This window comes from Streptomyces sp. NPDC001941 (genome assembly GCF_040296945.1).
GTDB lineage: Bacteria > Actinomycetota > Actinomycetes > Streptomycetales > Streptomycetaceae > Streptomyces.
On record NZ_JBEOYE010000019.1, the window covers coordinates 68,578 to 82,555 of the forward strand.

14 protein-coding genes are annotated in these 13,978 nt (G+C 74.6%); 9 read left to right on the forward strand and 5 right to left on the reverse strand.

The genetic code is table 11. From position 1 onward, the window contains the following. Positions 1 to 2 precede the first annotated feature (2 nt). A complete protein-coding gene (locus tag ABT160_RS15910) occupies positions 3 to 206 on the forward strand; it encodes an MbtH family NRPS accessory protein (RefSeq protein WP_351647848.1) in 204 nt (67 codons plus the stop codon). Beyond that, on the forward strand, positions 203 to 1,663 hold the full coding sequence (locus ABT160_RS15915) for a DHA2 family efflux MFS transporter permease subunit (protein ID WP_351647850.1): 1,461 nt from the start codon (positions 203 to 205) through the stop codon (positions 1,661 to 1,663). Before ABT160_RS15910 ends, ABT160_RS15915 begins: the two co-directional genes overlap by 4 nt. A 92-nt stretch (positions 1,664 to 1,755) precedes the next feature. Here the strand turns inward: ABT160_RS15915 and ABT160_RS15920 are convergent, their stop codons facing one another. The 4 genes from ABT160_RS15920 to fhuB all read right to left on the reverse strand — a co-directional run bounded on the left by ABT160_RS15920 (position 1,756) and on the right by fhuB (position 6,679). Next, positions 1,756 to 2,241 (reverse strand): DUF3291 domain-containing protein, encoded by a 486-nt coding sequence (locus tag ABT160_RS15920; RefSeq protein ID WP_351647852.1) that lies wholly within the window; start codon positions 2,239 to 2,241, stop codon positions 1,756 to 1,758. Between the two features lie 41 nt (positions 2,242 to 2,282). Beyond that, complete coding sequence (locus tag ABT160_RS15925; protein WP_351647854.1) at positions 2,283 to 2,954, reverse strand: helix-turn-helix transcriptional regulator; 672 nt, start codon at positions 2,952 to 2,954, stop codon at positions 2,283 to 2,285. A 72-nt stretch (positions 2,955 to 3,026) separates the two neighbouring features. Further along, the gene (gene fes / locus ABT160_RS15930; RefSeq protein WP_351647856.1) at positions 3,027 to 4,244 is read right to left on the reverse strand and encodes an enterochelin esterase; all 1,218 of its coding nucleotides are present in this window, start codon (positions 4,242 to 4,244) and stop codon (positions 3,027 to 3,029) included. Between the two features lie 158 nt (positions 4,245 to 4,402). Further along, positions 4,403 to 6,679 (reverse strand): Fe(3+)-hydroxamate ABC transporter permease FhuB, encoded by a 2,277-nt coding sequence (fhuB, locus tag ABT160_RS15935; protein ID WP_502984235.1) that lies wholly within the window; start codon positions 6,677 to 6,679, stop codon positions 4,403 to 4,405. Positions 6,680 to 6,900: 221 nt separating this feature from the next. Here fhuB and ABT160_RS15940 point away from each other — a divergent pair, with 221 nt between their 5' ends. The 7 genes from ABT160_RS15940 (at position 6,901) to ABT160_RS15970 (ending at position 13,266) form a co-directional block, all read left to right on the forward strand. Beyond that, positions 6,901 to 7,725 carry a 2,3-dihydro-2,3-dihydroxybenzoate dehydrogenase gene (locus ABT160_RS15940; protein ID WP_351647859.1) on the forward strand — a complete coding sequence of 275 codons (825 nt, stop codon included), beginning with the start codon at positions 6,901 to 6,903 and terminating at the stop codon, positions 7,723 to 7,725. A 103-nt stretch (positions 7,726 to 7,828) separates the two neighbouring features. Next, positions 7,829 to 9,031 (forward strand): isochorismate synthase DhbC, encoded by a 1,203-nt coding sequence (gene dhbC / locus ABT160_RS15945; RefSeq protein ID WP_351647861.1) that lies wholly within the window; start codon positions 7,829 to 7,831, stop codon positions 9,029 to 9,031. Between the two features lie 26 nt (positions 9,032 to 9,057). Next, positions 9,058 to 10,800 (forward strand): (2,3-dihydroxybenzoyl)adenylate synthase, encoded by a 1,743-nt coding sequence (locus tag ABT160_RS15950; protein WP_351647863.1) that lies wholly within the window; start codon positions 9,058 to 9,060, stop codon positions 10,798 to 10,800. A gap of 83 nt (positions 10,801 to 10,883) precedes the next feature. Further along, a complete protein-coding gene (locus ABT160_RS15955; protein ID WP_351647865.1) occupies positions 10,884 to 11,534 on the forward strand; it encodes an isochorismatase family protein in 651 nt (216 codons plus the stop codon). A 5-nt stretch (positions 11,535 to 11,539) separates the two neighbouring features. Next, positions 11,540 to 11,770, forward strand: a complete 231-nt coding sequence (locus tag ABT160_RS15960) for a phosphopantetheine-binding protein (RefSeq protein WP_351647867.1) — start codon at positions 11,540 to 11,542, stop codon at positions 11,768 to 11,770. Positions 11,771 to 11,989: 219 nt separating this feature from the next. Continuing rightward, a complete protein-coding gene (locus ABT160_RS15965) occupies positions 11,990 to 12,619 on the forward strand; it encodes an HAD family hydrolase (protein ID WP_351647869.1) in 630 nt (209 codons plus the stop codon). Next, positions 12,601 to 13,266: a hypothetical protein gene (locus ABT160_RS15970; protein WP_351647871.1), complete on the forward strand. Its 666-nt coding sequence runs from the start codon at positions 12,601 to 12,603 to the stop codon at positions 13,264 to 13,266. The genes ABT160_RS15965 and ABT160_RS15970 overlap by 19 nt, the downstream gene beginning before the upstream one ends. A 21-nt stretch (positions 13,267 to 13,287) precedes the next feature. Here the strand turns inward: ABT160_RS15970 and ABT160_RS15975 are convergent, their stop codons facing one another. Further along, positions 13,288 to 13,896, reverse strand: coding sequence for a dihydrofolate reductase family protein (locus tag ABT160_RS15975; protein ID WP_351647874.1), 609 nt, complete (start codon positions 13,894 to 13,896; stop codon positions 13,288 to 13,290). Positions 13,897 to 13,978 lie beyond the last annotated feature (82 nt).

A 13,978-nucleotide genomic window follows, 5' to 3' on the forward strand; every position in this document is an offset into this window, starting at 1 on the left:
CGATGGCCACCAACAGCGGGGCGCCCGCCAATCCCTTTGACGCGCCGGGGCAGTTCCTCGTCCTGGCCAACGACCGCGCGGACGTGTCCCTGTGGCCGCTGTTCGCCGACGTGCCCGAGGGCTGGCACGCCGTGCACGGTCCGGTCGAGCGCCATGACGCCCTCGACTGGATCACGCGGCGCGCCGCCGAGGCGCCCACCCCGTGAGCGACCTCGTGGTGAAGCCGCGCATCCGGCCCAAGCTCGCCGTCGTCCTCGTCTACACGGCCGCGATGTGCATGAACGGCCTGGACTCGACGATCGTCAACCCGGCCCTGTTCACCATCGCGGGAGACTTCGGCCAGCCCGTCTCGGCGGCCAACACCGTCGAGACGGCCTTCCTGGTCGCGCTCGCCGTCGGCCTGCCGGTGGCCGGCTGGCTCGGCGACCGCTACGGCACCAAGCGGGTCTTCCTCGCTGCCCTGAGCGCGTTCACGGTCGCCTCCGCGGTGTGCGGCCTCGCCCCCGACCTGGTGACGCTGGTCGTCGCCAGGACCCTCCAGGGCCTGGCGGGCGGCCTGCTGACCCCGGTCGGCATGACGCTGCTGTTCCGGGCGTTCGCCCCGCACGAGCGGTCGAAGCTGTCCAAGGTGCTCATCGTGCCGACGGCGCTGATGCCCGCCCTCGGCCCGCCGCTGGGCGGCCTGCTCACCGAACACGCCTCCTGGCACTGGCTGTTCTTCGTGAACGTGCCGGTCGGCGCGGTCGCCGTGGCCATCGGCGCGATCGGGCTGCGCGAGCACGTGGAGGGCGCGGACGTGCCCTTCGACCGCACCGGCTTCTGGCTGGCCACGCCCGCGCTCGGACTGCTCACGTACGCGCTAGGGTTCGGGCCCTCGCGCGGCTGGACCGCGCCCGCCGTCCTGGTCTCGGCGGTCGTCGGCGTGGCACTCCTCGCCTTCGCCGTGACCCACCAACTGCGCGCGCCGCAGCCCTTGTTGCGGATCAGGCTGTTCGCCGACCGCTACTACGGCACCGCCTCGGTACTCGCCGCGCTGACGGCCGCGGGGCTGATGGGCGTGCTGTTCGTGCTGCCGCTGCTGTTCCAGGCGGCCCTGGGCGCCTCGGCCCTGGACGCGGGACTGAGTGTGTTCCCCGAGGCGGTCGGCCTGATGCTGGCCTCGCAGGCGGTCGACCGGCTGCTGCCCCGGCTCGGCCCGCGCCGTCTGACGGCCCTGGCGCTGCCCTTGGCGGCGGTGGTGTTCGGGGCGCTCGCGGTGCCGGGCGTGGCGGAGAACGCGTGGGTGGTCAGGGCGCTGATGTTCGCCATCGGCCTGGTGCTCGGCACGGCGGTCCTCACGGTGCAGCTGGCCGGGTTCGAGACGGTCGCGCCGCCCGACATGGGCCAGGCCATGGGCCTGTTCCAGATCGTACGGACCCTGGGCGGCGCCCTGGGGATCGCACTGTGCGCGGGCGTCGTCGGCGGCGGCGCGCACACCGTGGGGGAGGTGGACCCGGGCCCCTTCCGGACCGCCGTCTGGGTCACGGCCGCGCTGATCGCCCTGGGCACCCTGGTGGCGCTGCGCCTTCCGGCGACGGCGCCGGGGCCGCCGCCCTTCGACGACGAGGGCGACGACGATGACGACGAGGGGGCGGAAGCAGTGGAGGCGAAGCCGGCGGTGTGAGCCGGGTGTTGGGCGAGGGCCCCGTGCGCGTGATGCGTACGGGGCCCTTCGCCGTGCCGTCCTCGGGACACGTCATGCTCAGGCGTGCTTTCTCAGGACGCGGTGACCGCGCTCGCCCACTCGGCCGCGGTGTACGACGAGGAGAAGGTGAAGGCGCGCGGGGACGGCCCGTTGGCCCTCAGGTCGGCCAGCCGCTCCAGCGCCTCCTCGATCGTGGGTACGTGGCCGGCGGGCACCCACCAGAGCACCAGGTGGGGCTGAGTCGGCCTGACGAAGAAGTCCCGCCGCTTGCTCAGGACTTCGAGGTGGCCGCTGCGGTAGGTGAAGTCCCACAGCGCCTCCTGCGACTCCCACGTCGACAGGTTGACCATGAAGTCCTCGCCCGCCGGGCGCAGCCCCGTCGCGTCCGTCGCCCCCTCCTCCACGAGTCGCCAGACGAACCCGGGGGTCGCGTCTGCCGCCGCGTTGACGGCCGCGAGGTTGTCGACGAACGGGGCGAGGCGTGGGTGGTCGAGGGGGTGCAGGAGGGTCGCGACGTTCAGCTGGGCCAGGTGGGCGGCAGGCGTGAGCGAGGTCATGCCGCCATCCCAGCACGACCCGCTTTTCTATGTCAATGAAGTTAGTTTTTAGAAACCTCGACCGGCTCGACCACCACGCAGCACTCGCCCGGCCGCGCGTCCATCCGGGCGCGCACCGGCCCGTCCGTGCCCAACAGGCCCTCCAGGAGTGCCAGGTTCATGCCGCAGACCAGGGGCGGGTGGCTCTCGGCCACGGCGTGGAAGGGGCAGTTGCGCAGCCGGACGGCGGGCATCCCGGTGTCCGCGGACTCCTCGCGGTGGGGCTCGTAGCCCCGCGCGGCCAGGAGTTCCGCGGCGCGGTCCAGATCGGCGCAGGGCGCCGCCGAGGCGCGCAGGGCCTCGCCCCGGCGGCGGGCGGCGGCGCGGAGTTCGGCGTCGAGGCCCGCGGCCTCGGCCGTCTCGGCGAGCAGCTCGGCGGCCGTGCGGTAGTCGCGCGCGGGCAGCGAGAAGGACCGCTCGTCCCGCGACCGCGTGTACACCTTGGCCGGCCGGCCCGCGCCGGGGCCCGAGCGGCCGGTCAGGCGGCGGCTGCCGCTCTCCAGCAGACCGGCGTCGGTCAGCTTGTCCAGGTGGTGCGCGGCCAGGGTCCGGGCCACCCCGGCCGCCTCGGCGGCCTCGTTCCGGCCGACCTCGCGGCCCTGGGCGGCCACGTACTCGTACAGGCGGCGCCGGACCGGGTCCTGGAGCGCCGCGATCGCGTCGATGTCCTTCACGCGGCCATTCTAGGAACAACGCGGATTGGCGATAGAGCGGGCGGACCCGCCCCCTCCGCGCCCCGCCTCCCCTCAAGCCCCCAGTAGCCGCACCAGCCCCGACGCGAGGCCGCCGCGCCAGCAGGCGTAGTCGTGGCCGCCGTTGAACTCCTCGTACGAGAAGTCGTAGCCCCTGGTCCGCAGCACGTCGCGCAGGCGGCGGTTCTCGCCGAGGAGCATCCACTCCTGGAGGCCGACCTCCAGGTGCAGCCGGACCGGGCGGCGCTCGGACTCCGCGTACTGCCGCGTCAGCCACTCCGCGCCCAGCTCCGGGTCGTCCGGCCACCAGAAGGAGCCCGACTGCGACAGGGCGAGGCCGAAGCGGTCGGGGCGGCGGTGGGCGGCGAAGGCGGCGGTGAGGCCGCCCGCGCTCTGCCCGGCGACGACCGTGCGCGCCGGCTCGCGCGAGGCCCCGAACTCCGTGGCCGCCCAGGGCAGCAGGGTGTCCGCGAGCCAGTCGACGAAGCCGCCGTTGCAGCTGAGGTCCACCATCCGGTTGCCCATGGTGTCCACGAGCAGGGTCACGGCCGGTGCCAGCGCGCCGTCGGCGTACAGCCCGTCCAGCATGTCGCCCACGCCGAGCACCGGACCCCACATCTCGCCGTCGAGCAGCACCGCGACCGGGTAGGGGCCGCCCGCCGGGTCGTGGCCCGGCGGCAGGTGCACCTGGAGGGTGCGGCCGTCGACGCTCGCCGTGCGCAGGGCGCCGCGCGCGATGCCGGGTCGGCGCGCCGCGTGCGGCTGGGCGGGGGAGTCGGGCAGCGACACCACGGAGGCGGGGGAGCGGCCGTCGCGCGAGGGCAGCGCGGGCTCCCGGTTGAGCGGGTCGGGCAGCGCCCGGTCGAGCACGCCCAGCCAGGCGTCCCGGTCGGTGCGCAGGATCTCCTCGCGCCCGCCGTGGCCGGGGTGGAACTGGTACGAGGCCCGGTGGTCGGCCCGCAGCCGGTGCTCGATCGCCCACACCGAGGTGTCCGGGAGCCGCCGCATCAGGTGCGGGGCCAGGTCCCCCGCGTGGCGGTCGCGGTCGGTGACCGTGTGGACCAGGGCGAGCACGTCGGTGGCGGGGTGCGCGGGGTCGTCCCGCCACAGGAAGGTGACCAGCCGGTGGTCGGCCGCGCCCTCGGGATCGGGCTCGACGAGCGGGGTGCCCAGCGCCTCGACGCGGAGCCAGAACTGCTCCTCGGCGCCCGGCACCCCGCCGCTCACGCCGTCGGCGAGGGCCCTGAGGAGGGGGCTGCGGAGTGCGGTCATGGGGTTCGTACCTCTCGGATCGGTGCGGTGCCAGGGGGAGGGGGCCGGCGGGGCGGGCGGTGATGCGGGGCCCAGGGGCCCGTACGGGTCTGATGGGGACTCAGGGCGGCCGTACGGGTCTCATGGGGCCTCAGACCCGAACTTGGTCTCAGGAGGACTCAGACCCGCGTCGCCGCCGAGCGCCCCAGCAGCACCCACAGCAGGAAGGGGCCGCCCAGGACGGTGGTGACGATGCCGACGGGGAGTTCGGTGCCGGAGAAGACGATCCGGCCCACCGTGTCCGCGGCCACCACGAGCAGCGCCCCGGTCAGCATCGAGCCGAGCAGCGGCACCCGCTGGGGCCCGGCCAGGCGCGAGGCGATGACCGGGGAGGCCAGGGCCACGAACCCGACGGGCCCGCAGATGCCGACGGCCAGGCCCGCGAGCGCCACCGCGAGCAGCATGCACAGGACCCGGGTGCGGCCGGGGACCGCGCCGAGGGAGGAGGCGCTGGCGTCGTCGAAGCGGAGGACGGCGAGGTGGCGGGCGGCGGCCAGGGCGAGCGGTACGAGGACGGCGAGGCCGACCAGGACGGGGACGGCGACGTCGTAGCCCCGGCCGTTGAGGCTGCCCGAGGTCCACACGTACAGCGAACTGGCGGAGTTGAGGGACCGCCGCGACAGGACGACCTGGGTGGCGGCGGAGGCCAGCGCGGACATGGCGAGGCCGACGACGAGCACCCGGTAGCCGCGCTGGCCGAGCCCGCCGGAGACGGCGGTGACGACCAGCACCGCGACGAGCGCGCCGATCGGGCCCGCCCACCAGGCGCCGAAGGTGCCGCTCGCGCTGAGCGAGACGGAGAGCAGGACGGCCGCGGTGGCGCCGTCGTTGACGCCGAGGAGTTCGGGGGTGGCGAGCCGGTTGCGGGCCAGCGTCTGGGTCAGGCACCCGGCCAGGCCGAGCGCCGCGCCCGCGGCCAGCCCGGCCACTATCCGGCCGAGGCGGAACTTCTGCACCAGGAGCACGTCGAAGCGGTCGCCCTGCCCGAACACCGCCTGGAAGGTGCGCTCCACGCTCATCTCGCTCTGGCCCGCGTACGCGGAGAGCGTGACGGCGACGAGCAGTGCGGCGGCCAGGCCGAGCGAGGCGATCGCGGCCCGCCGGTTGACCAGGAAGGACAGCGGGCCGCCACGCACCACCAGTGGTTCGCCGGAGCGCGGGCGGCGTGGCGCGCGGCGGGGGAGCGGCAGCAGGCGGCGGCCGGGGCCCGCGGGGCGCTCGGCGGTGGCCGGGTCGGTCATGCCCATGGCCGCGAGGTGGCGGGAGCGGACGATGCCGATGAGGACGGGGGCGCCGATCAGGGCCACGATCACGGAGACGGGCGCCTCGAAGGGGCGGGAGACCACGCGGGCCGCGACGTCGGAGACGGTCAGGACGCAGCCGCCGATCAGCCCGGCGAGCAGCAGCCGGGCGCCCAGGCGGGTGCCGGTCAGCGAGCGGGCGAGGAAGCCGGCGAGCAGCCCGAGGAAGGAGATGGGGCCAGCGAGGGCGACGGCGGCGGCGGTGAGCAGGGTGACGCCCGCGGCGACGACGGTACGGATCAGGGGCGGGCGGTGGCCGAGGCTGCGGGCCAGGTCGTCGCCGAGCGCGAGCGCGGACAGCGGGCGGACGACCAGCAGGGCGACGAGGAAGCCGACGGCCAGGACGGGGGCGAGGCGGGCCAGTTCGCCGAAGCCCTCGACGCCCGCGAGGGAGCCGAGCACCCAGAACCGGAAGCGGTCGTACGTCTCCGCCGAGTTGACCACGATGACGCTGGTCAGACCGCCGAAGGTGGCGCCGAGCGCGGATCCGGCGAGGACCAGGCGCATCGGTGAACCGCCGCCCCTGCGGCCGGAGACCAGCAGCACCAGGCCGCTGGCCACGACCGCGCCGGTGAAGGCGCAGACCAGGTAGGCGAAGCCGGAGTCGAGGCCGAGCAGCGCGATGCCCGCGACGACGCCGAGCGAGGCACCCGCGTTGACGCCGAGGAGTCCGGTCTCGGCCAGCGGGTTGCGGGTGACGGCCTGCAGGAGGCAGCCCGCCACGCCCAGCGCGGCGCCCACCAGGAGCGCGGTGAAGGTGCGCGGCAGGCGCAGGTCCCCGACGACGAGGGAGAGCCGGGCGTCGGCGCGGGCGCCGTGCCGGTCGAGGAGGTAGTCCAGGACGCCGGAGGGGCCGACTTCGCCCGCGCCGACGCTCAAGGAGAGGACGAACAGCGCGAGTACGGCGAGCGAGAAGCCGAGGACCGCGAGGGTCACGGTGCGGCGCGAGCCGTCGGCCGGCGCGGCCTCCGGGGACCCCGGGTACGGCTCGGGTACGGCCGCGTTCTCGTACGCCTCGGGTTCGTTCGTCAACACCCCCGAAGAGAGGGGTCGTTGGGACGAAGGTCCCGGCGTGTCCTCGCGCTGGATCTGCATAAGGTGAGGCTAGCCTAACCTTTTGTGCGTGCGGCGCGCTCCCCGGATCGCTCCCCGGATGACTTCCGGATCGCCTCCGGTGCGCGCCCGGATCGCCCCTCGGGTCGCCCGGTCGCTCACCGGAACGCTCGCCGGGTGTTCGCCCCGTGGTCGCCGGAGCGTGCGGACTGGGCATCGTCTGTGCATTAGGTTAGGCTCACCTAACAACAGGGAGGTCGCTCATGCCTGAGCACATACCGGCCGGCGACGCCGAGTTCGCCGGTCGCACCGCGCTCGTGACCGGAGCCGGACAGGGCATAGGCGGCGCCGTCGCGGAGGCCCTCGCGGCCCGGGGCGCCCACGTCGTCGCCACCGACCGGGACGCCCGCGGCATCGACGCGCTCGCCGCCGACTGGGCCGAACGGCGCGCCAAGGACGGCGGCTCGGCGCCCGGCGCCATCACCGCCAGGGTCATGGACGTCGCCGACGCGGCGGCCGTGGAGGACACCGTCGGCTGGGTCGAGGACACCCACGGCCCGCTCGCCGTCCTCGTCAACGTCGCGGGCGTGCTGCGCCCCGGCCACGCCGCCGAAGTCACCGACCGGGACTGGGCCGACACCTTCGCGGTGAACGCCACCGGCGTCATGAACACCTCGCGCGCGGCCGCCGCCCGGATGCGCCCGCGCGGCAGCGGGTCCATCGTCACCGTCGGCTCCAACGCCGCCGGGATCCCCCGCACCGGCATGGCCGCCTACGCCGCCTCCAAGGCCGCGGCCCACGCCTACACCAAGTGCCTCGGCCTCGAACTCGCCCGCACCGGCGTGCGCTGCAACGTCATCGCCCCCGGATCCACCGACACGGCGATGCAGCGCGCCCTGTGGGCCGACGACGAGGCCCCGCGCCGCGTGATCGACGGCGACCCCGCCACGTACCGCACCGGCATCCCCCTCGGGCGCATCGCCGACCCGGGGGACATCGCGGAAGCGGTCGTCTTCCTCGCCTCCGACCGCGCCCGCCACATCACGATGCAGGAGCTGTACGTCGACGGCGGCGCCACCCTGCGCTGACCCCGCGCGCCTCCCCGCGAGCACCAACCAGCCCCGCCAGCACCCCGCACCACCCCGCGCGCACCCCTCCGGGCGCGGGTCCACCCGAGAATTGGAGCCCCCGGTGTCGACGGCACCCGATGTCGCCACGCACGTCCCCCTCGCCGAACCGGCCCACCCGGCCGTAGGCGCCGCCACCACCCTCATGGCGGACTACCGTCCCGGCGCGCGCTTCCTCGGCACGCCCACCCGCACCCTCGTCGGGCACGGCGTGCACAGCGAAGTCCCGCACGACGAGCGCCCGTTGGGCGAGCGCGTCGCCGACACCCTGGCCCGCGCCAAGGCCCAGGGCCACCACGCCCCGGTCATGGGCGCCATCGCCTTCGACCACACGGCCCCGGCCGCCCTGGCGATACCCGACCGGGTGCGCACCGCCCCGCCGCTGGCCGCGGACCCGCTCATCGCGCTGCCCGCCGACGCGCCCGAGGACGTCGACTGGCAGCTGCGCCAGGTCCCGGCGCCCGAGGAGTACGGAGCCGGGGTCGCCGCCGCCGTCGAGCGCATGTGGCGCGGCGAGTTCAGCAAGGTCGTGCTCGCCCGCACCCTCGAACTGACCGCGCCCGAGCCGCTGGACCTGCCCGCCATGCTCCAGCGCCTGGCCCGCCGCGACCCCAACGGCTACACCTTCGCGCTGCCCACGGCCCCCGGCCGCACCCTGATCGGCGCCAGCCCCGAACTCCTGGTCTCCCGCCACGGCACCCGGGTCGTCGCCAACCCGCTGGCCGGCTCCACCCCGCGCAGCGACGACCTCGCCGAGGACGTCCGGCGCGCCGCCGCTCTCCTGGAGTCCGCCAAGGACCTGCACGAGCACGCCGTCGTCGTCGACGCCGTCCACCAGGCCCTCGCCCCGTACTGCGCCGAACTCGTCGTCCCCGCCGGGCCCACCCTGATCCGCACCGCCACCATGTGGCACCTCTCCACCACCGTCACCGGCACCCTCGCCTCCCCTGCCACCTCGGCGCTCGACCTCGGACTCGCCCTGCACCCCACCCCGGCGGTGTGCGGCACGCCCACCCCACTGGCCCGCGAGGTCATCCGCGAGACCGAGCCCTTCGACCGGGGCTTCTTCACCGGCATGATCGGCTGGGGCGACGCGAGCGGCGACGGCGAGTGGGTCGTCACCATCCGCTGCGCCGAGGCCGAGGAGCGCTCCCTGCGGCTCTACGCGGGCGCGGGCGTCGTCGCCGCCTCCGAGCCGGAGGCCGAGACCCGCGAGACGGCCGCCAAGTTCCGCACGTTCCTCGCGGCCGTGGGGGCCCGGCTGTGACGAACGACGCCGTGGCGTCCGCTTTGGTGACGCAGGATCAGAACCCCACCTGGCCAGCGGAGTTCGCGGAACGCTACCGCGCGGCGGGCTGGTGGCGCGGGGAGACCTTCGGCGGGATGCTGCGCGAGCGCGCCACCGCCCACCCGGACCGGACCGCGATCGTCGACCCGGCCACCGGACGCCGCTGGAGCTACGCCGAACTCGACGCGCGCGCCGACCGGCTGGCCGCCGGGCTGCTCGCGCGCGGGGTGGCCAAGGGCGACCGCGTCGTCGTCCAGCTGCCCAACACCGCGGAGTTCTTCGAGGTGGTCTTCGCGCTGTTCCGGATCGGCGCGCTGCCGGTCTTCGCGCTGCCCGCGCACCGCGACACCGAGATCCGCTACTTCTGCGCGTTCACCGAGGCCGTCGCGTACGTCATCGCGCCCGTGCACGGCGGCTACGACTACCGCGACCTCGCCGCCAGGACCAAGGCCGAAGTACCCACCCTGCGCCACGTGTTCGTGGCCGACCAGGGTGCCGGGGAGTACGGGGAGTACCCGGACGGCTTCGAGTCGCTGACGGGCGTCGCTGCCGACGCGACCGGCGTCGTCGCCTCTGAGGCCATCGGTCTCGCCGCCACCGGTGCGACCGGTCTCGTCGCCGGCGCCGCCACCGGCCCCGTCATCGCTGATGCCGTCGACGCCGACGGCCCGGCCCCCGGCGACCTGGCCTTCCTCCAGCTGTCCGGCGGCAGCACCGGCGTCCCGAAGCTGATCCCGCGGACCCACGACGACTACATCTACTCGCTGTGGGGGTCCAACGAGCTGTGCGGCGTGGACGAGGACAGCGTGTACCTCGTCGCGCTGCCCGCCGCGCACAACTTCCCGCTGTCCTCGCCCGGTTCGCTCGGCGCGCTGTACGCCGGGGCCCGCGTCGTGCTGTGCCCCGACCCGTCGCCCGAGACCGCGTTCCCGCTCATCGAGGCCGAACGGGTCACGATCACCGGCCTGGTTCCGCCGCTGGCGATCCTGTGGACCGAGGCGGCGGCGAAGACGCCCCACGACCTCGGCAGCCTGGACGTCCTCCTGGTCGGCGGCGCCAAGTTCAGCGAGGAGGCGGCCCGCCGGGTGCGCCCCGCGCTCGGCTGCACCCTCCAGCAGGTCTTTGGGATGGCCGAGGGCCTGGTCAACTACACGCGCCTGGACGACCCCGAAGAGGTCATCGTCACCACCCAGGGCCGGCCCATCTCGCCCGACGACGAGATCCGCGTCGTCGACGACGAGGACCGGGACCTGCCCGCCGGCGCCACCGGGCACCTGCTCACCCGGGGCCCGTACACCATCCGCGGCTACTGGCGCGCCCCGGAGCACAACCAGCGGGCCTTCACCCCCGACGGCTTCTACCGCACCGGTGACGTCGTCCGGGTCACCGGCACCGGGCACATCGTCGTCGAGGGCCGCGCCAAGGACCAGATCAACCGCGGCGGCGAGAAGATCGCGGCCGAGGAGGTGGAGAACCACATCCTGGCCCACCCGGGCGTCCACGACGCCAACGTGGTCGGCGAGCCCGACGACTACCTCGGCGAGCGCACCTGCGCGTACGTGATCCTCAAGCGGGACGCCGAGCCCCTGAAGCCGGTGGCGATCAAGCGGTTCGTACGCGAACGGGGCCTGGCCGCCTACAAGGTGCCCGACCGGGTGGTCTTCGTGGAGGCGTTCCCGCAGACCGGCGTCGGGAAGATCTCCAAGAAGGACCTGCGGGCGGACGCCGCCCGCACCACCACCCCGTAACGCGCCCCCGTTCCCTCCGCCCGTCCCGTAACGCACCTCCGCCCCCGACCACCCGCCCAGCCGAAACGGAAACCCCCCGCACCATGGCACTCCCCGCCGTCACGCCGTACCCGATGCCCGCCGCGGCCGACCTGCCCGCCAACCGGGTCGACTGGAAGATCGACCCGTCCCGGGCGGTCCTGCTCGTGCACGACCTGCAGAACCACTTCCTCACCGCGTACGACACCGGGGCCGAGCCGGTCCCGCAACTCCTGTCCCACACCGCGCAGTTGCGTGACCAGGCGCACGCAGCGGGCGTCCCCGTCCTCTACACCGCGCAGCCCGGCGGCCAGAGCCCCGAGGAGCGCGGCCTCCAGCAGGACTTCTGGGGACCCGGCCTGCCCGCCGACGCCCACCGCGCCGCCATCGCGGACCAGGTCGCGCCCGGCCCCGACGACACGGTCGTCACCAAGTGGAAGTACAGCGGCTTCGTCCGCACCGACCTCGCCGAGCGGATGGCCGCCCAGGGTCGCGACCAGCTGGTCATCACCGGCGTGTACGCCCACATCGGCGTCCTGATGACCGCCGCCGACGCCTGGATGCGCGACATCAAGGCCTTCGTCGTCGCCGACGCCGTCGCCGACTTCTCGGCCGACGACCACGCCATGGCGCTGCGGTACGCGGCCGGGCGCTGCGCGGTCGTCACCACCACCGAGGACGTCCTGTCCGCCCTGGCCACCGAAGGGGAGCGCTGACCACCATGGCCCTCACGCTGGAACGACTGCGCGCCGACGTCGCCGACCTGCTCGGCGAGGAGCCCGAGGACATCCCCGTCGACGAGAACCTGGTCGACTACGGCCTCGACTCGGTGCGGCTGATGGCGCTGGTGGCCCGCTGGCGCGAGGAGCACGGCATCACCACCGCCTACACGGACCTGGCCGAGCGCCCGGCCCTGGAGGAGTGGGTGAAGCTCCTGGGGCTCCCGGCCTGATCGGGGCGACGGGCCGCGGGGCCGGGCCGATCCGAGGACGGTCGCGGGCCCGGCAGCGGTCGCGGGGCCCGGGGGCGGGCGCGAGTCTGATCCGGGCGACGGGCCTGGGGGCCGCCGGCCCGATCCGGGCGACGGGCCCTGTCCGGCGGGGTGCCGGTGCTACGGTGAACTGATCGTTCGCCGAGCGCCTGGCGCGCCGAAACGGGAACGGAGTCGACGATGTCCGCCGCCGACGTGATCCTGTTCGACCTCGGGGGAGTGCTCTTCTGCGACCCCTGGGAGACCCTGCTGCTCACGCCCGGACGCGGACTCGCCGACCGGCTCGGCGTCCCGCGCGCGGACGCGGCGGCGGCCGGAACACTCCTGTGGCCCGAGTACTCCGTGACGCGACGTCAGGAAGCTGACTACTGGGCGGAGTTGTCCAAGGAGCTCGGTACGGCCCTGCCGGCGCCCCTGGTCGAGGAGGTCGAGCGCGAGCTGCTGCGGCCCAGCCCGTGGGCGCCGCGCCTGCTCGCGACGGCCGCCGCGACCGGGGCCGTCCTCGGCATCGCCTCCAACAACACCAGCTTCTGGTACGCCAAGCAGTTCGCCCGGCTCGGCCTGGGCGAGTGGATCGACCCCGGGCTCGTCTTCGTCTCCCAGGACCTCGGCGTCGGCAAGGGCGACCCGGGGCGCGGCCTGTTGGAGATCGCCGCCGAGGCCCTCACCGGGCGGCGCACCGCACTGGTCGAGGACCGGGAGCCCAACCTGCGCCGGGCGGCCTCGCTCGGGCTCGCCGCGCTCCCGTACGCGTACGAGCACGACCGGGACCGCTTCCCCGGCCTCCTCGCGTGCGGGACCGCACGGTGACGGCGGGGGAGGGCGGCCCACCGGTGGTGCCGGGGCAGGGCGCCCCGGAGTCCGGAGCCGCGGCGCAGGCCCGGTCGGCGGCGCTGCAGGCCCTGCTCACCGAGTACAACTCGCTGCGCCAGGAGAGCCTCCAGGCGATCACCAACCGCATCCAGATCATGAACTTCGCCTTCACCTCGCTGGCGGTGGTGCTGGCCGCGGTGCTCGGCTCCTCGATCTCGCGCGGCCTCGCGGTGCCGATCTGCCTGGTCTTCATCCCGGTGAGCGCGAAGGCGAGCCTGCTGATCTGGCTGGGGGAGTACCACCGCTCCCAGCGGGCCGGGCGCGGCGTCGCCGCGATCGAGCAGCGCGTCAACCAGCAGCTGGGCAGGCCCGGCCTGCTGAGCTGGGAGTCCGGCCTCATCTCCACGCGCACGCACATGAGTTACCCCTACGCGGCGACCGTGGCGTACATGCTCTCCGCCGGGGTCCTCGGCCACGTGGTGGGCATCTACTTCCTGGGCACCCTGGCCGCCGGGCACGGCACCCGCGTCACGGTCCTCGCCGTGGCGGGCGCCGTGCTCTACGCGGTGGTCCTGGAAGTGCTGTTCTTCCGCTTCTTCCGCCACCGCTGGCGCACCATCCGCGCGTTCTCGCACAACCAGTAGGCCCGCGCTCGCCGCTGTGACCTACTCCTGCGGCAGGTGCGTCCGCGCCTCCTCGTAACCCGCCTCCGCCGGGGTGTCGGCCGGCGCGTACACCAGGTTCAGGACGCCCGTGGTGAAGGTCTGCGAGGAGACCAGGCGCAGCGGGACCTTCGGGCCGTCCTCCGGGAACAGGCGCATGCCGGTGCCCACGACGACCGGGTGGACCAGCAGGTGCAGCTCGTCGAGCAGCCCGGCGGTGAGCAGCTGGCGCACCACCGAGACCGACCCGCTCAGCGAGATCAGGCCGCCCGGGTCCCGCTTCAGGGCCCTGACGCACTCGACGAGGTCGCCCTCGCCCTGCTCCGAGTTGCGCCACCGCAGGTCGAGCGCCCGGTGGGAGAAGACGATCTTGCGCACGTCGCCGAGCTGCTTGGCGAACCCGGCGTCCTCGCCCCCGGCCGCCTCGCGCTCCGGCCAGGCCCCGGCGAAGCTGTCGTAGGTGGTGCGGCCGAACAGCATGGTGTCGGCCGTGCCCAGGGTCGCGCCCACGGCCGCGCCCATCTCGTCGTTGAAGTACGGGAAGTGCCACTGGTCCGGTGCCTCGACCACGCCGTCGAGCGAGACGAACATTCCGGCGACGATCCTGCGCATGGGGTCCTCCACGGGGAGCGGGTCGGGAGCGGGACGCTCGCGGGGTACGACGCTCACGGGGGTACAGACCGCGCGGCGCCCC